This is a genomic window from Phaeobacter sp. SYSU ZJ3003, assembly GCF_041300735.1.
Classification (GTDB): domain Bacteria; phylum Pseudomonadota; class Alphaproteobacteria; order Rhodobacterales; family Rhodobacteraceae; genus Phycobacter; species Phycobacter gallaeciensis_A.
Genome location: NZ_PXNU01000043.1, coordinates 16,913 through 32,791 on the forward strand (window position 1 = coordinate 16,913; position 15,879 = coordinate 32,791).

Annotated in this window: 17 protein-coding genes; 7 read left to right on the forward strand and 10 right to left on the reverse strand. The window is 61.4% G+C overall.

Annotation, left to right across the window (positions count from 1 at the left end):
* Positions 1-33 precede the first annotated feature (33 nt).
* The 6 genes from C6W91_RS15560 (at position 34) to C6W91_RS15585 (ending at position 5,791) form a co-directional block, all read left to right on the forward strand.
* Complete coding sequence (locus C6W91_RS15560) at positions 34-849, forward strand: GntR family transcriptional regulator (RefSeq protein ID WP_065272363.1); 816 nt, start codon at positions 34-36, stop codon at positions 847-849.
* Positions 846-2,243 (forward strand): 3-isopropylmalate dehydratase large subunit, encoded by a 1,398-nt coding sequence (gene leuC, locus C6W91_RS15565; protein ID WP_065272364.1) that lies wholly within the window; start codon positions 846-848, stop codon positions 2,241-2,243. Before C6W91_RS15560 ends, leuC begins: the two co-directional genes overlap by 4 nt.
* Positions 2,240-2,830: a 3-isopropylmalate dehydratase small subunit gene (gene leuD, locus C6W91_RS15570; protein WP_370571088.1), complete on the forward strand. Its 591-nt coding sequence runs from the start codon at positions 2,240-2,242 to the stop codon at positions 2,828-2,830. Before leuC ends, leuD begins: the two co-directional genes overlap by 4 nt.
* Positions 2,831-2,912: 82 nt before the next feature.
* Positions 2,913-3,911, forward strand: coding sequence for a TRAP transporter substrate-binding protein DctP (dctP, locus tag C6W91_RS15575; protein ID WP_065272366.1), 999 nt, complete (start codon positions 2,913-2,915; stop codon positions 3,909-3,911).
* Positions 3,912-3,977: 66 nt separating this feature from the next.
* A complete protein-coding gene (locus C6W91_RS15580; protein ID WP_370571089.1) occupies positions 3,978-4,484 on the forward strand; it encodes a TRAP transporter small permease in 507 nt (168 codons plus the stop codon).
* Positions 4,484-5,791, forward strand: coding sequence for a TRAP transporter large permease subunit (locus C6W91_RS15585; protein WP_370571090.1), 1,308 nt, complete (start codon positions 4,484-4,486; stop codon positions 5,789-5,791). Before C6W91_RS15580 ends, C6W91_RS15585 begins: the two co-directional genes overlap by 1 nt.
* Positions 5,792-5,921: 130 nt before the next feature.
* Here the strand turns inward: C6W91_RS15585 and C6W91_RS15590 are convergent, their stop codons facing one another.
* The 7 genes from C6W91_RS15590 to C6W91_RS15620 all read right to left on the reverse strand — a co-directional run bounded on the left by C6W91_RS15590 (position 5,922) and on the right by C6W91_RS15620 (position 12,412).
* A complete protein-coding gene (locus C6W91_RS15590) occupies positions 5,922-6,242 on the reverse strand; it encodes a hypothetical protein (RefSeq protein ID WP_370571091.1) in 321 nt (106 codons plus the stop codon).
* On the reverse strand, positions 6,239-7,603 hold the full coding sequence (locus C6W91_RS15595) for a calcium-binding protein (protein WP_370571092.1): 1,365 nt from the start codon (positions 7,601-7,603) through the stop codon (positions 6,239-6,241). The genes C6W91_RS15590 and C6W91_RS15595 overlap by 4 nt, the downstream gene beginning before the upstream one ends.
* Positions 7,604-7,827: 224 nt before the next feature.
* Positions 7,828-9,072 (reverse strand): FAD-dependent oxidoreductase, encoded by a 1,245-nt coding sequence (locus C6W91_RS15600; RefSeq protein ID WP_065272370.1) that lies wholly within the window; start codon positions 9,070-9,072, stop codon positions 7,828-7,830.
* The gene (locus tag C6W91_RS15605; RefSeq protein ID WP_274830610.1) at positions 9,069-9,869 is read right to left on the reverse strand and encodes an ABC transporter permease; all 801 of its coding nucleotides are present in this window, start codon (positions 9,867-9,869) and stop codon (positions 9,069-9,071) included. Before C6W91_RS15605 ends, C6W91_RS15600 begins: the two co-directional genes overlap by 4 nt.
* Positions 9,862-10,629 carry an ABC transporter ATP-binding protein gene (locus tag C6W91_RS15610; RefSeq protein WP_274830611.1) on the reverse strand — a complete coding sequence of 256 codons (768 nt, stop codon included), beginning with the start codon at positions 10,627-10,629 and terminating at the stop codon, positions 9,862-9,864. The genes C6W91_RS15605 and C6W91_RS15610 overlap by 8 nt, the downstream gene beginning before the upstream one ends.
* A 78-nt stretch (positions 10,630-10,707) precedes the next feature.
* A complete protein-coding gene (locus C6W91_RS15615; protein ID WP_274830612.1) occupies positions 10,708-11,721 on the reverse strand; it encodes an ABC transporter substrate-binding protein in 1,014 nt (337 codons plus the stop codon).
* Positions 11,722-11,746: 25 nt separating this feature from the next.
* Positions 11,747-12,412, reverse strand: a complete 666-nt coding sequence (locus tag C6W91_RS15620; protein WP_065272374.1) for a GntR family transcriptional regulator — start codon at positions 12,410-12,412, stop codon at positions 11,747-11,749.
* A gap of 84 nt (positions 12,413-12,496) precedes the next feature.
* On the opposite strand from C6W91_RS15620, the gene C6W91_RS15625 reads away from it, so the two are divergent.
* Entirely contained in the window at positions 12,497-13,282 is a 786-nt protein-coding gene (locus C6W91_RS15625) for a shikimate dehydrogenase (RefSeq protein ID WP_274831507.1), read from the forward strand.
* Between the two features lie 47 nt (positions 13,283-13,329).
* Here C6W91_RS15625 and C6W91_RS15630 read toward each other — a convergent pair whose 3' ends face one another.
* From C6W91_RS15630 to C6W91_RS15640, 3 genes are read right to left on the reverse strand one after another with little or no spacing between them, the layout of a single operon-like run.
* Positions 13,330-13,956, reverse strand: a complete 627-nt coding sequence (locus tag C6W91_RS15630) for a nucleoside/nucleotide kinase family protein (protein WP_274831506.1) — start codon at positions 13,954-13,956, stop codon at positions 13,330-13,332.
* Complete coding sequence (locus tag C6W91_RS15635) at positions 13,953-14,747, reverse strand: ATP-binding cassette domain-containing protein (RefSeq protein WP_065272377.1); 795 nt, start codon at positions 14,745-14,747, stop codon at positions 13,953-13,955. Before C6W91_RS15635 ends, C6W91_RS15630 begins: the two co-directional genes overlap by 4 nt.
* Entirely contained in the window at positions 14,723-15,805 is a 1,083-nt protein-coding gene (locus tag C6W91_RS15640) for an ABC transporter permease (protein ID WP_065272378.1), read from the reverse strand. Before C6W91_RS15640 ends, C6W91_RS15635 begins: the two co-directional genes overlap by 25 nt.
* Between the last annotated feature and the right edge of the window lie 74 nt (positions 15,806-15,879).

The window sequence follows — 15,879 nt, forward strand, 5'->3', positions numbered from 1 at the left end:
TCGCTAGGCTTGAGAGGCAGTGAAAGGAGAAATATGGGACAGAATCTGGCATCTTCCGCAAGCAAAGGTCTGCCTGAAGGGGGTAAGGCGCAGCGTGTCTTTCTGCATCTGCATCAAGAGATTACCCGTGGTGTCTACGCGCCCGGGAGCGTGCTGCCGGGTGAGCAGAAGCTGGCCGCGACTCTGGGCGTGTCCCGTGTCACTGTGCGTCGGGCGCTAGATGTGCTGGAGAAGGACGGGCTGGTTGAGCGCCGTGTCGGATCCGGCACAACGGTCTGCGCGCAGAAGTCCAGTCCTTCGATGGCGGCGGACTTCAGTACCCTGATGCCGCAGTTGGTTGAAATGGGGCAGAACACCACTGCACGGCTGCTCTCCTTCAGCTATGGCGCTGCGCCCGGCGGCGTTGCCGAGGCGCTGGGCCTTGGGGCTCAGGTACGGGTTCAAACAGCGGTACGCCTGCGTCTGGTTGAAAATGAACCTTTCTCCCATCTGACCACATGGGTGCCGGAAGAAATCGCGCAGAATTACACAGAGGCTGAACTGGCCACGACGCCACTGTTCCGCCTTCTGGAGCGCTCGGGCGTCAAAGTCGATTCCGCCCATCAGACGGTCAGCGCGACGCTGGCCTCTCCGGAAGTTGCCGAAACGCTGGGTGTTCGGATCGGCGCGCCGCTCTTGTCCCTCGACCGGGTTGTGCGCGACGAGGAAGGCCGCGGGGTCGAATACCTTGCCGCGCTCTACCGGCCTGACATGTTCCGGCTTGAGATGTCGCTGAACCACGTCGGCGTGGGCGAAACCCGCCATTGGGAGCCGGTGATCAATCCGGCCCGCAAAGAGGCAGCCGAATGACTGCCCCGCAGACCCTGTTCGACAAGCTCTGGGCTGCGCATGAGATCATGCGACGCGACGATGGCATGTCCCTCCTGTGGGTGGACCGGCATCTGGTGCACGAAGGCTCGCACCACGCCTTTGCCAAGCTGGCGCAGCGGGGCCTGAAAGTGGCCGAACCTGATCTGACCTTTGCGGTGGTCGATCACTATGCGCCAACACGACCGGGCGCTGTCGCGCCCGATATCCGCCGGATGATCGACACTCTGGGCCAGAATGCACGGGCACAGGGCCTCCGGCTGTTCGATCTGCACGATCCGGGGCAGGGCATTGTGCATGTGCTTGGCCCCGAGCAGGGGCTGACGCTGCCTGGACTACTGATCAACTGCGGGGATAGCCATACCTCCACTCACGGGGCGCTTGGGGCTTTGGCCTTTGGCGTCGGGGCGACCGAAGTCGCCCATATTCTGGCAACCCAAACGATCTGGCAGCGTCGGCCCAAGACCATGCGGATTTCGGTCAATGGCGCCCTTGGCGCTGGTGTCACGGCCAAGGATCTTGCACTGCACTGGATCGCTGAACTGGGCGCGGATGGCGCCAGGGGTCACGCAATCGAATACGCGGGCAGCGCGGTTGAGGCGTTGAGCATCGAAGGTCGCCTGACCCTGTGCAATCTCAGCATCGAGGGTGGTGCCCGGCTGGGTCTGATCGCGCCGGATCAGATCACTTTCGACTATCTGAAAGGGCGCAATTTCGCCCCGAAGGGTGCCGCCTGGGAGGCTGCTCTGGCGGATTGGCAAAAGCTCTACAGCGATGCGGAGGCCATCTTCGATCAGGAGGTTGCAATCGAAGCCGCAGAGATCGCCCCGACGGTGACCTGGGGTACCTCTCCGGAAGAGGCGCTGCCGATCACTGGCCGTGTGCCGCGCCCGGCAGACCTGCCCGGAGGAAAGCAGGGTCAGGCGCGTGCGACGCTGGATTACATGGGCCTTGAAGCAGGGATGCCGCTGGAGGACATCGCGGTTGATCAGGTGTTCATCGGCTCCTGCACCAATGGCCGGATCGAGGATCTGCGCCTCGCGGCCAAGGTTCTGGCGGGACGCCAGGCCAAGGTGCCCGGTCTGGTGTCGCCGGGATCCGCCGTTGTCAAGAAACAGGCCGAGGCTGAAGGGCTGGCGCAGATCTTTACCGATGCGGGCCTGGAATGGGCCGATGCTGGCTGTTCCATGTGTGTGGGCATGAATGGCGATCTGGTCGAGGCGGGCAAACGCTGCGCCTCCTCCACCAACCGGAACTTCCGCGGGCGGCAAGGACGCGGCGCGCGGACCCATCTGATGAGTCCCGCCATGGTCGCCGCCGCCGCCGTTACCGGACATCTTGCCGATGTGCGCCCGCTGCTGGAGGGCCGGTCATGAGCGGATGGAGCAAGATCGAAGGCCGGGCTGTGGCGCTGGCGCAGGAGAATGTGGACACGGATCAGCTGATCCCGGCGCGGTTCATGTCGGCGCCGCGCAGCGAGGGATATGGCCAATTTCTGCTGCACGATGCGCGTCAGGATGACGACGTGCATGTGCTGAACCTGCATCCCGGCGCCTCGGTGCTCGTGACGCGGCGCAATTTCGGCAGCGGCTCCAGCCGCGAGGCTGCCGTTTATGCGCTGGTGGATTTCGGGATCAAGGCGGTCTTCGCCCCCAGTTTTGGCGACATCTTTGCTGGTAACGCCGTCAACAACGGCCTGCTGCCCGCACGCCTGCCAGAAGAACAGATCGAGGCGCTGATCAGCGCTATCGGCAGCAATGATGTGGCGGCCACCGTCGATCTGGCTGCTGGCCGTGCCAGCATCGCCGGGCAGAAGGTCTCTTTCGAGATTGACCCCGTCTGGCAGCAAAAACTGGTCAACGGTTGGGACGACATCGACCTGACCGCTCAGCACCAAGAACGGATTTCAACGTTTCGGGCGGCCCGTGCTTCTCAGCACCCATGGGCCTGGCCCGCGACGTAAGACGGCAACGGGCCCCGCTGGGGGCCGGGGCCACAACCAAAGGGGCGTCAAAAGGCACCCCATCACCAGGGAGAAAGACAAAATGAAGCACAGTATGATTGGTGCAGTCCTTGTCACCACGGCGATGACCTCGGCTGCCTTTGCCGAAGACACGCTGACCGCCGTACACGCCTTTCCGGAATCGCTGATCTACACCAAATCCTTCCTTGAGTTCGTCGACAAGGTGAACGCGGCGGGTGAAGGTGTCGTCAATATCGAGGTCCGTGGCGGCCCCGAGGCCATCGGCATGTTCCAGCAGCCGGACGCCGTGCGTTCGGGCGTTGTGGACATGGTCTACACACCGGGCAGCTTCTATGCCGGCGCCCTGCCGGAAAAAGACGCGCTTGTGACCTCAAACCTGACGGCGGTAGAAACCCGCGCCAATGGCGGTCTGGAACTGATTGACCAGATCCACCAGGAAAAGATGGGCGTCAAATACCTCGGCTGGTTCGACTCGGGAGTCTGCTACAACCTGTGGACCCGCAATGAGCCGAAGCTGGACGCCGACGGCAACCTTGATGTGTCCGGTCTGAAACTGCGCGGCAATGCGGTCTACAACGCATTCTTCACCGAATATCTGGGCGCGCAGGTGATCGACCTGCCTACCACCGAAGTCTATTCGGCGCTGGAGCGTGGCGTGGTGGATGCGACCGGTTGGACCCAGATCGGCCTGATCGATCTGAAGTGGAACGAATTCCTGAACTACCGGATCGAACCCTGCTTCTTCTCGACCGACCTTGGCACCATCGTGAATCTCGACAAGTGGAACAGCCTGTCCGAGGAATCGCGCAAGATCCTGCAGGATGTCGCAATCGCCCACGAGGCGGAAAGCGCCGCCAAACTGGGTGCCCTGCGCGACGCGGATTTCGCGGCCCTTGAAGAGGCCGGCATGAAAGTCGTGACCTTGGAAGGTGACGCCGCCGACGCCTATCTGGCGGCCGCCACGCAGAAAACCTGGGACCGCATGAAGGGCCTGATGGCCGACAGCCCCCAGGGAGACGGCAACTACGACAAGCTGATCGAGCTGTTCTACGACAAGTAAACAGCCACGGGACGGCACGCCGGATCGCGGGTCCGGCGTGCCGTCTGCCTTTGGAAAGGATGAGAAATGGCAATGGTCGGAAAGCTCTATCAAGGCTTCCTATATGCGATGGCGGGCATCGCGGGGTTCATGCTGGTCTGGCTGATGATTTCGGTCACCCTGTCCGTGGTGATGCGCAATGCCGGGCTTCAGCCCTTTGCCTGGCTTTTCACCTCATCCGAATACGCCATTTTGTACATGACCATGATGGGCGCCCCCTGGCTGGTGCGGGAAAAGGGTCATGTGCATATCGAATTGATCACCGCTGCATTGCCCGCTGAGGTGCGCCGGGTGGTCAGCCGTCTGGTGGCCGCGCTTTGTGTTCTGGTGTCGGTGATCCTGGCCTGGAAGGGCGCAGAGCTGTTTCTGGGCAATATCGCGCGCAACGATCTGGACGTGCGCGCCTACTACTTTCCGAAATGGATCCTGACGATCGCCTTTCCGGTCAGCTTTGGACTGATGGCGATTGAATTTTCCCGTTTCGTATTTGGCAGCGACCTGATCCATTCGGGCGAAGCGGGGATACACGAATAATGGAATGGTTTGAATCACTGGCCCTGCTGCTGGGCTCGATCCTGGTTCTGATGGCCATCGGCATGCCGGTCGCGCTTGCCTTTCTGGCGGCCAATATCGTTGGGGCCTGGTTTTACATGGGCGGTGCCAAGGGGATCACGCTGCTGCTCAACAACGGGTTTGGCGGGCTGACGAACTATGCGCTGGTGCCGATCCCGCTGTTCCTGCTGATGGGAGAGGTCTTCTTTCACACTGGCCTTGGGGCACGGATGTTCAATGCCATCGACCGACTTCTGGGTAAGCTGCCCGGGCGGTTGTCCTATGTGACTGTGCTGGGCGGGACAGCGTTTTCAACGCTGTCCGGCTCCTCCATGGGCTCGACCGCGCTGCTGGGCAGCCTAATGGTGCCCGAGATGACCAGCCGCGGATACAAGAAGCACATGTCGATCGGGCCGATCCTTGGAACCGGTGGTCTGGCGATCATCATTCCGCCCTCTGCTTTGGCGGTGCTGCTGGCGACACTCGCCCGCATCGACGTCGGCGCGCTGCTGATCGCGGGGATCCTGCCGGGGCTGGTGCTGGCCAGCCTTTATATCGGTGTCATCTATCTGCAGACCCGCATCGACCCGACAGCTGCCCCTGCCTATGAGGTTGAGACGCTCACCTTTGGCGAAAAGGCGCGGCTGCTGTTTGGAGACGTCTTGCCCATGCTGTCGGTCATGGTTCTGATCGTCATCGGCATGGTTGGTGGGCTGATCACCCCGTCCGAGGCCGCCGCCTTTGGCGCGCTTGGGGTCCTGATCCTTGCCATTCTGTTTCGCTGTCTCAGCTGGGAGGCGATGAAGAAGTCCGTCGTCGGCGCGCTGCGAGTGACGCTGATGGCCTATTTGATCGTGTTCGGCTCAGCCACTTTCAGCCAACTGCTGGCCTTTTCCGGTGCCTCCAGCGGGCTGATCCGCTGGGCAACTTCCTTTGATCTGGCGCCGGTTGCAATGCTGTTGGTGATGTTCTGTGTGCTGCTGCTGCTGGGCATGTTCATGGAGCAGATCTCGATGATGCTGCTGACCGTGCCGATCTTCTTTCCGCTGGCGGCCTCGCTGGGGTTCGATCCGATCTGGTTCGGTTTGATCATCCTGCTGGCGCTGGAGATCAGCTTCACCACGCCACCCTTCGGACTGTTGCTTTTCGTGATGAAAGGGGTGGCGCCCAAGGATACCACGATGCGCGATATCTACATGTCCGCCTTTCCCTATATGGCCTGCTCGATGCTGCTCGTCGCCTTGCTGATCCTGTTTCCTCAGCTGGCGCTGTGGCTGCCGGGGCTGTGACTGCTTTGCCAAAGCACGGAAAGCCATGGGGCAAATTGCTGTGAGCATCGGATCGTAGAAATGAAAACGCTGCCAGCATGTGTTGCTGGCAGCGTTCTTCGTTTTCATTGCTCCGCCCGGGGCGGTGAGGTCATAGCGCGAACCAGTCGGCCTCCGCCGCATCGGTGCCAAGGACCTTGATCACGAAGTCTGCATTTCCATCACCGTCCACATCGCCGGCGATGCGCTGGAAATCGCCACGATCCGCCGCGCGAAGTTCCCCTGCGGTGCCGCTGAAGTGAGCACTGCCGATAAAGGTAAAGGCGTCGTCCTCTTCAGTGGAGCTGTCAGCGTCGATCCGGTCCAGTCGGATGATATCGAGATCGTCGCTCGCGAAATCGGCGATAGTGTCGGTCCCTCTCGGACCCGAAAGCCGGAAAAAGAAATCGTCGGCTCCGTCGCCACCGGTCAAAAGGTCGGCGCCGCGGCCGCCCCGCCGATGTCATCGCCCGCGCCACCGTCCATGGTATCGTCACCAGCGCCGCCGTTCAGTTTGTCGGACCCGCGACCACCAAACAGCTTGTCGTTGCCGCCACCGCGGACCAGCACATCGTCGCCAAACCCGCCCCGCACAACGTCATTGCCCGCGCCACCTTCGAGGCTGTCATCGCCAAGGTTGCCTTTCAGCGTGTCGTTGCCTTCGCCGCCGTCAATCAGATCGTCGCCTTCGTGGCCAAGGATCAGATCATCACCGCCCCAAGAGGCGATGTAGTCGGCGTAGGAACTACCCTCGATGACGTCGTCGGTTGCCTCTGGCGCAGCGATTTCCGTGGTGCCGACGTATTCGTGCAGCACGTAGATGGCTTCGCGGGCGTCTTCCACCGACTGCGCCCAGTCGTTGATCCCGGCGGCCGAGCCTTCGGCCATTTCATAGCTCTCGCCATTGGCAGAGAGTGTCATGTACTCGTCCACCCAGTCCTTGCCGGTGCCGACGTCATTGACGCCGTCGCCGTTGCGGTCCTTGCCCCAGATCACGTCCAGCAGGGTACGCTGCACTGCCTCAAGGTCGGAGGGGTCTCCGTCCATGTCCTGGTACCACTGGACCCAGGCATCTCCATAGGTTGCGATGCGGTCATAATCGAAGGTTTCCGCGCTGCCATCGGTAAAGCCGAAATAGTCGATTGTCTGGGTGTCGCCGGAACCGGTGACTTCGTTCACCCCCATGAAGGTATGCGCGGTGAGCGTCGCATCCATGCTGACCGGGTGGAACTTGGAAAAGACACCGGCCAGCAGCCCGGTGGGGTTCCAGCCCGCGTTCATCAGGTCGATCAGCGATTGCGGAATGTTCCCGGCGACATTCGCCTGAACCTCGGTCCAGCTTGTTGCGCCGCCTGCGGTCATGATCAGCTTGTAAAGTGCGAGGTTCTCGCGCGGGGAATCGATCAGGACACCGTCCACCATGATGCGGCCCGACGCATCAGTCGAGATCTCGGTTCCGGCGTTGATCTTGCCAAGCGCCTCTTCCAGAGCGGATTCGACTACCTGATCGGGCGAGCGCATAATGTTTGCCCGCTCCATCTCGATTTCCTGGATGTAATCCAGCTGGTCAGCTGGGACTTCGTATTCGCCTTCTCCGCCTTCGACGAGGTGGATCGGAAAGGTCTCGCCGGTTTCAGGATTATAGCCGATCGGCACGATCTGGCCGTTCTCATCCAGCACCGGTTCACCGTTGCCGCCGCCATCACTTGGGTCAAGATCCCGGGTCAGCACCCAAAGATCACCATATAGGTCGCCTTGAGCGGCGCCGCCGGAGGTTGAAACTGAATCTGCCATAACCGTCTCCATCGTTAAGCACGCCCTGGTGCTGTCGCATTTAACGTTGGCCAGTGTATGCAAGCGCAGTCGCTACACTTTGATCGATATCATCTTTGAGTGGAAATTCTGTCGGCACAGTCCATAGCCTGATTCGCTGACGGCAATTGCACCAGCTTTTCTTACCAGCGCTGCGCCGATGGCAGCGGCTGGCAATTGCTGGGCTGGTGCGATTGGGCTGGGGGTCAACCCAGTTTACGCCATTCCTGTTGCGCGCCCATGCCTTGCCCCGGGGCAGCGGCGGCCCGTCCAGCGGCCTCTCCGGTCGCAAAGGCGGTGCCCATCACCCGAATAGAGGCATAGGCCATCGGATCGGCGCCGATGGTGCGCCCGGCGAAATAGAGGTTATCCACGCCCTTGGCGCGCAAGGCGTCCAGCGGGATGGAGGCACACCCGGTTCCGCCTACGGGGGTATAAATCGGTTGTCCGGGGACCGTGTGATCCTCCATTGGCCAAGCCGCCTTGGCCACCTCGTCGTCGCGCTGGCGCCCGGTGGCAATATCTTCTCCGGTCAGTTCATAACGGGCTGCTGGGTGGCGGCTTTCCCGGATGCCGATCTGCGGGCCGGTCTGCACCAGATAGGCGTTTTCAAACCCAGGCACATCAGAACGCAGCAGCGCGACATAGTCGTGTGCCGCTTCGCGCGCGGCGCGTTCGGCCGTGCTGAAACTGGCGGAACTCAGATCTGGCATCGGGTGGTCGAACATCATCCACCACATCTCACCGGTGTTGGGTACTTCGGTGTAGATGCCGCCGTCATCGCGAGCAGAGGGCCAGCGTCCATTGCGCCTGTAGCGTGCAAAGGCTGCCTTGATGGCCTCGCGGTCTATTGGCTGTGACCGGTCACGCCCGGCGATCCGAATGGGTGCCGAGATTGCCTGCAGGTTGCCGTTGGTATCCCCGGTGCGGCAGGGAATACCGGCGACCAATGACAGGTTGGCATCTCCGGTGGCATCCACAAATGCCTCGGCCACCACCCGGGTTCGCCCGTCCATACCGGCCAATGTCACCGCTTCGATACGATCCGACGTGCGTGTCACAGCCGCCACGCGGGTATGGAGCAACACGTCAACGCCCTGCGCCGCCAGCACCCGGTCCAGTGCCAGTTTGACCGCTTCTGGTTCCAGAAGGATGATCCAGTTGAGCGTCGTCGGCGATTGAAACGGTGCGCAATCCAGCCCGAGGTTGCGCAGCTCATCCAGGACCAGATCGGCTACCCCTCCTACGACTTTGATGGGCTCAGGCCCCTGCTGATAAAAACCGCAGTAGGCCAGCACCTGTGCGTTGGTCGCGGCGCCGCCAAGGAAACCGTATTTTTCGACCAGTAGGACCCGCGCCCCGGACTGGGCCGCGCCAAGTGCGGCACCAACCCCCCCTGCGCCGCCCCCTGCGATGACGACATCATAGTCGCTTTCGGGTTTTGCCATCATGTCCGCCACCCCAGCAGGCGCCGTTCGATAAACCCGATCACTGCGCTGGTGATGACGCCCAGAAGCGACAGGATCACCACGCCAGCAAACAGCCGTTCCAGATCATAAAGTGAACCCGCTTCGAGGATATAGGCCCCGATACCATACTCCGCGCCCAGCATTTCGGCGGCGACCAGAAGGATGATGGCGATGGCAAGGCTGATGCGCAGACCGGACAGGATCCCCGGCATGGCGCCCGGCAGAACGATCTTGCGCACGATGGACCACCACGACAGGCCAAAGCTTTGCCCCATGCGGATCAGCGTGCGGTCGACATTGTCGACAGCGCTGTAGGTAGCGACCACCGTGGGGGTGAATGTGCCAAAGGCGATCAGAGCATATTTCGATCCTTCGCCAATCCCGAACCAGATCACGAACAGCGGCAGCAGCGCGATTTTCGGAATGGGGAATATGGCCGCAACCAGCGGCACCAGCCCGGAGCGGATGTAGGAAAACAGGCCGATCAGCACCCCGATACAGATACCAAGGCAGGCGCCGATGGCAGCGCCAACCGCCAGCCGGGTCAGCGACGGGCCAAGGTGTTTGAACAGCATGCCGCTGTCATACAGCTCCCGGAAGGTATCGAGCACGTCCGAGGGGCGCGGCAGGGTCAGGGCGGAAATCCAACCCGTGCGGGTGCCCCATTCCGCCAGCAGGATCAGGGCGACAAAAACGGCCACGCCGACCCAGCGACGTGAGTGCGGCGCAAAACCACCGCCCCGGAATGCGACGGGTTTTTCTTGTGTCATGTCAGACATGGATCAGCTCCGCATCTGCAGCCCGCGCCTCTTCGCGCATCAGCTGCCACAGGTGTTTCTGGTGGGCATCAAGATCAGCATCGCCAAAGGCGCGCTCGGACAGGGGTTTGTCGATTTCGACGATCTCCCGGATCTGGCCGGGGCGGCGCGACAGAACCACGACCTTGTGGCCAAGTCGGACCGCTTCGGCCAAGTTGTGCGTCACGTAGACGGCAGTGAACGGTTGGCGCATCCAGAGATCGACAAGATCGTCCATCAACAATTCACGGGTCTGGCTGTCGAGCGCAGAAAGAGGTTCATCCATCAGCATCACGGCGGGCTTCACCGCAAGGGCACGTGCGATTGCGACGCGTTGCTTCATGCCACCCGACAGTTGCTTGGGCAGGGCCTGGGCGAAATCGCTGAGCTTGGTACGGGCCAGCACATCGTCGATAATCCGCTTTGCCTCGGCGCCCTTGATGCCGTGGTCCTCCAGCACCAGCGAGATATTCCCTGAGACGCTGCGCCACGGCAGCAGGGCAAAATCCTGAAAGATATAGGTGAGCGGGTTCAGGCACCCCTCGGGCGGTGTGCCCAGTTGCAGAACCTGGCCCTTACTGGGGCGCTCAAGCCCGCCGATAAAGCGCAAGAGGGTGGATTTACCGCATCCCGACGGTCCCACGATGCAAACGATCTGCCCGTCCGCGATGTCGAGAGAGATATCCCGCATCACTTCGAAATCGTTATAGGAATGGCTGATGCCGTCCAGACGGATGTCCATGCGCTGTCCTTTGACTACAGGAGAAGGACGGGCGCCCCGCAAAAAGCAAGGCGCCCGGAAGAACGTACAAGGCGGGTGTTAGGCGCCCAGCGTTTTGACGTAGGAATCGTCGACCAGCGTGTCGAGCGTGATATCGCCATCGACAAGACCTTCGGACTGGAACCAGCTCAGCTGGTCCTGCACGCTGGCGATATTCAGCGCCGCACCCTGGCTCAGCCGCATGGTACCATTGATGATCGAGGGCGCCGCCTTTTCGCGGGGACGGTCCGTGTAGACGTATTTGTGGATCAGATCGACCATCTCGTCCTGATCTGCGGTGCCATCGATCATGGCTGCGGCATAATCATCGACCCCGCGCGAGAAGCCCTGAAGGAAGCTTTCGGTCAGTCCGCGTTCCTTGGCCGCGTTATTGGCCGAGGTGAAGACAGTGGTCACCTGATAGTCGGGAATGTAGTCCGACACGTTGCCCACCATGTGCCAGGCACCGGCGGCCGCCAGCGGTTTGGCGATATGGGGCACGATGGACCAGCCATCGACCTGGCCCGATTTCATCGCGCCGATGATCGCGCCGACCTTTTGCAGCGGCGTAAAGCTGAGGTTGATGCCTTCGGCGGCGGCCATTTTGGCGCCCATGTAGTGGAAGGACGAGCCGGCCTGTGTGACGGCGTATTTCTTGCCGTCCAGGTCCTTCAGCGTCTTGATACCGGCCTGATAGGAGGCATCCGAGATCAGGTACTTCTGTCCGTCGATGCCGTCCTCTTCGGTCAGGGCGCCGCCGATCACCTTGATCGCGCCCTTGTCCGCGAGGCTGATCAGCCCGCCGGAAATGGCGGTTACGGCATAATCCACATCGCCCGATGCGATGGCCACGGCCATCGGCTGCGCTGCCTGGAAGAACTCCAGTTCCACATCCAGCCCGGCATCCGCGAAATAGCCGCGCTCCTGCGCGATAAAGCTGGCAGAATGCGAGGTGAAGCGCAGCGCGCCCACCTTGATTTTCTTGTTCTGGGCCAGCGCAGGGGCGGCAAGCCCCGTCGCGGCCACGGTTCCGCCCATCAGGGCCAATGCCTTACGGCGATTGAGTTTCATCATGATCTTCCTCCCTTATAGATCAGTGTTACGCCTTCAGATCTGCTCCGATCTCTTCCTTCAGCAGGGCCAAAGCCGTGGTTTCGTCTCTGTCCAGAACCGCATCAAGCAGCGCTTTTTGCCGGGCCTTGCGAGCGGCCCAGTTCAGCTTGCCTTCGCGCAGCAGCGCCAGCCTAAAGCGGCGGCTCTGGTCGAAGAACTTGCGCTGCAAATCGATCAGGCGTGGGCTGTCGCAGGCCGCGATCAATGCCGTGGCAAAGGCGCGGCAGGCATCATCCCATTCCAGCGCCGTCAGATCGTCCGGGGTCGTGGCTACGGCGGCCTCGGCCTTTTGCAGGGCGTGATGGGCGGCAACGACCTGCCCCTCCCAGGCGACATCTCCCAGTGCGATCGCGCGCGACAGGGCGATGCTTTCAATTTCCTGCCGGACAAGTTGAATGTCGCGCAGGTCGTCCTCGGTCGCCGAGGTGACGCGAAAACCGCGCTGCGCGGCGCCTTCGACCAGACCTTCAGAGGACAGGATGCGCAGGGTTTCCCGCATGGAATGGTTGGAGCCACCGTAGCGGCTGCGCAGCTCATTCAGCTTCAGCTTCTGATCCGGCAGCAGGGTGCCGAACGCGATGTCCTTGCGTAGAGAGGACGCCAGCAGTTCGACGATGGTGCTGTCTTCATTTTTCTTGCCAGAGAAGATCATTTCATTCCATATACGCAAAAATGTTGGATATTTTTAAAAGTGCCTCACATTACTGTCAACCTTCAACTTTCGGAGCGCCGCATTATGGACATCTCAGGGACGACCAAGCTGCTGCCGATTATCGGTGCCCCCGTCGCGGGGGTGGTGTCGCCGCCGGGTATGAACGACTGGTTTCGCACCCGCGGTATCGACTGCCGGATGCTGCCCCTGGACGTTCCGGCCCCTGTGCTGACAGAGTTCTGGACGCTGCTGCGCGCCTCCGAGACGTTTCTGGGCTGCTCGATCACCTATCCGCACAAACAGGCGGCCTTTCAGGAAGCGGACCGGGTGACGGACCGGGCCGGGCGCATCAGGGCCGTGAATACCCTGCGCCGTGAGGGCGATGTGCTTGTTGGCGACATGACGGATGGGCTGGCTCTTATGGAGGCGCTGCGCGTTTCTGGGGTGCCGGTTGCTGGACGGTCGGCGCATATCATGGGGGCAGGCGGCGGTGCCGGTCGGGCCATTGCCGATGCGCTGTGCGAAACGGGCGTTAGCGACGTTGTCCTCAGCGACACGGATGAGGGGCGGCTGGCGGAAACGGCAGCCATCCTGCGCGCGCATTGGCCCAAGGTCCGTATTTGGGAGGAAGATCGCGCCGCAGACATTCTGATTGACGCAACCCCGACCGGGAAAGATCAGACTGCTGGTCCGCTGTTCCCGGCTGAACGGATCAGGGAGTGCATGGCCGTGTGCGATATCGCCGGGCTACAGGGCGAAAGCAAATTCCTGCGACTGGCCGCTGAGCTGGGCAAGCAGATCGTGGACGCCGCAGCCTTGGGGCGGGGGCAAATTTCAGTTCAGACGTCTTTTGTTTTCAAGGATGCCTGAGCCGACGCTGCCCTTCTCCCGTTGTTGATCTAGGTCGATACCGAAGACTAGGTGATCGTCTTGTCTGCCTTGAGCGAGGCCGCGGCGACCAGGCGGGCGTTTTCAAGGTCGTTACCTTCGGCGCGGGCCACGGCTTCGCTATGCGGGAGACCGTGGTGGAGCCATCTATCGATCAGACGTTGGCGCAAAGTGGAAAGGTCGACGTTCAGAGAAATCGAGAAGTCCCAGAAGCGGCGCAGCTCCCGCCATCCGGGGGCATCAAACAGCAGGTAATTGCCCTCGACGATGACGGTGTCGCATGTCTCGGGAAGTAGGCCCGCGCCTGCAATGGCGATGTCGCGGTCCCGATCGAAAACCGGGAAGATCACCGACGGTGCATCGGGCAGGGCGCCGATAAGGCGCAGCAATCCTTCCACGTCGAAGGTCTCCGGCGCACCCTTTCTGTCCAGAAGACCGCGCTGGGTTAGAATGGCGTTGTCGAGATGGAAGCCATCCATTGGCACGACCTGGGTCTGGCACCCGGCCTCGTTCAGCTTGTCCGCAAGGACTTCCGCCAGCGTGGATTTGCCAGAGGCTGGCGGTCCGGCCAGAGCGACAAGTTTGCGTTGTCCGGATCGCGGCGCTGTCAGAATGGGATCCAGCAGCCTTTCGGCGATCGCTTCTGGCTCGTTCATGCCGCGTCCTGGGCGGGTGGCTCCTTGGCGCCGGTCATGAAGGCCACGGCATCGGACATGGTATAGTCCTTTGGATCGATGGTGCAGAGCCGTTTGCCCAGCCGGTGGATATGGATCCGGTCGGCGACTTCGAACACATGCGGCATGTTGTGGCTGATCAGGATGATCGGGATGCCGCGCGCCTTCACGTCCTGAATGAGTTCCAGCACCTTGCGGCTTTCCTTGACCCCCAGGGCCGCCGTCGGCTCATCCATGATGATGAACTTGGTGGCAAAGGCGGCCGCGCGGGCGACGGCGACACCCTGTCGCTGACCACCTGACAGCGTTTCGACCGGCTGCTTGATCGACTGCACCGTCATCAGGCCAAGTTCGGTCAGTTTTTCCCGCGCGAATTTCTCCATCGCCGGTTTGTCCAGCATCCGTAGGTATTTGCCCAGAAATCCGGGTTTGCGGATTTCGCGTCCGGTGAACATGTTGTCGGCAATCGACAGGGCGGGGGACAGGGCGAGGGTTTGATAGACGATCTCGATGCCCATGTCGCGGGCCTCGATGGGGGAAGAGAAACTGACCGGTTTGCCTTCGATCAGGATTTCCCCCTCATCCGGGATGGTGGCGCCGCAGATCGCCTTGACGATCGAGGATTTGCCCGCGCCATTGTCGCCGATCACGGCCAGGATTTCCCCGGGGCGCAGTTCGAAATCCGAATGGTTGATGGCGGTGACGTGCCCGTAGCGTTTCACGATACCTTTAGCCTGAACGACTGGTGTCATGCCGAAACCCTCCTGATCCATTGGTCGATGGCGACCGCGATGATGATAAGCCAGCCGATGGCGAAGACCTGCCAGAGCACATCGACCCCGGCCATGCGCAGTCCCGACTGGAAAACGCCGACGATCAGCGCCCCGAAGAGCGCCCCAAGGATCGATCCGCGCCCGCCAAACAGCGAGATGCCACCGATTACCACGGCGGTGATGGACTGCAGGTTGCCTTCGTAAAAGGATTGCGGCGAGATCGAGCCGACCCGTCCGATCGAAGCCCAGCCCGCAATGGCGCAGACCAGACCAGCGAGCATGTAGACCGAGACCAGCGTGCGCTCGGTGCGGATGCCGGACAGTTCCGCCGCCTCCATATCGTCGCCTATGGCGTAGACGTGGCGCCCCCAGGCGGTCTTGTTCAGCATGTACCAGAGCGCAACAAAGATCACGACCATCAGGATCACGCCAAAGGTGATGCGGGCGCCGCCAATATTGAAGGCATTGCCGAAGAACTTCAGGAAAGGCGCTTGATCGTCGATGTCCTGGCTGCGGATCGACTGAGCTCCGGAGAGCCAGAGATTGAGCGCAAAGAAGATTGACCAGGTGCCGAGCGTGGTGATGAAGGGGGGCAGTTTGACCTTGGTGATCAGCAGCCCGTTCATGGCTCCCGCCGCCATACCCCCAGCGAACCCCAGCAGGATCGCAAAGGGGCTGGGCACGCCCAAGTTGACCGCTAGATTGCCCATGATGACCGACATCAGCACCATGATCGCCGCGACCGACAGATCGATGCCCGCGGTCAGGATGATCAGTGACTGCGCTGCTGCGAGCATGCCGATGATCGACACCTGCTGCAGGATCAGGCTGAGGTTGAAGGCGGAAAAGAACCGCCCTCCGGCGATCAGCCCGAAGGCCAGCAGGCTGATGACCAGCACGATGACTGGCACGAAAGTTGGGTTGTTGTGCAGGATATGCTGCACCCGGCTCAGCAGCGTTGTGTTGCGAACTTCGAACTGGGCGACGCGTGTATCACTTCCCTCCAGAACCTGTTCGTAGTGTTGGCCTTTTGAGCCCATTCCGGATGTCTCTGACATGACGACCTCCCCGGCCTGAAGCCTATGCTACGGCCTCTGATACGGTCAAAGGTTTAGATTGATGGCATTTGGCC

Coding starts and splice junctions, on each gene's coding strand:
- C6W91_RS15560 (WP_065272363.1), top strand. CDS start 34: ATGGGACAGAATCTGGCATCTTCCGCAAGCAAAGGTCTGCCTGAAGGG.
- leuC (WP_065272364.1), top strand. CDS start 846: ATGACTGCCCCGCAGACCCTGTTCGACAAGCTCTGGGCTGCGCATGAG.
- leuD (WP_370571088.1), top strand. CDS start 2,240: ATGAGCGGATGGAGCAAGATCGAAGGCCGGGCTGTGGCGCTGGCGCAG.
- dctP (WP_065272366.1), top strand. CDS start 2,913: ATGAAGCACAGTATGATTGGTGCAGTCCTTGTCACCACGGCGATGACC.
- C6W91_RS15580 (WP_370571089.1), top strand. CDS start 3,978: ATGGCAATGGTCGGAAAGCTCTATCAAGGCTTCCTATATGCGATGGCG.
- C6W91_RS15585 (WP_370571090.1), top strand. CDS start 4,484: ATGGAATGGTTTGAATCACTGGCCCTGCTGCTGGGCTCGATCCTGGTT.
- C6W91_RS15595 (WP_370571092.1), bottom strand. CDS start 7,603: ATGGCAGATTCAGTTTCAACCTCCGGCGGCGCCGCTCAAGGCGACCTA.
- C6W91_RS15600 (WP_065272370.1), bottom strand. CDS start 9,072: ATGATGGCAAAACCCGAAAGCGACTATGATGTCGTCATCGCAGGGGGC.
- C6W91_RS15605 (WP_274830610.1), bottom strand. CDS start 9,869: ATGTCTGACATGACACAAGAAAAACCCGTCGCATTCCGGGGCGGTGGT.
- C6W91_RS15610 (WP_274830611.1), bottom strand. CDS start 10,629: ATGGACATCCGTCTGGACGGCATCAGCCATTCCTATAACGATTTCGAA.
- C6W91_RS15615 (WP_274830612.1), bottom strand. CDS start 11,721: ATGATGAAACTCAATCGCCGTAAGGCATTGGCCCTGATGGGCGGAACC.
- C6W91_RS15620 (WP_065272374.1), bottom strand. CDS start 12,412: ATGATCTTCTCTGGCAAGAAAAATGAAGACAGCACCATCGTCGAACTG.
- C6W91_RS15625 (WP_274831507.1), top strand. CDS start 12,497: ATGGACATCTCAGGGACGACCAAGCTGCTGCCGATTATCGGTGCCCCC.
- C6W91_RS15630 (WP_274831506.1), bottom strand. CDS start 13,956: ATGAACGAGCCAGAAGCGATCGCCGAAAGGCTGCTGGATCCCATTCTG.
- C6W91_RS15635 (WP_065272377.1), bottom strand. CDS start 14,747: ATGGATCAGGAGGGTTTCGGCATGACACCAGTCGTTCAGGCTAAAGGT.
- C6W91_RS15640 (WP_065272378.1), bottom strand. CDS start 15,805: ATGTCAGAGACATCCGGAATGGGCTCAAAAGGCCAACACTACGAACAG.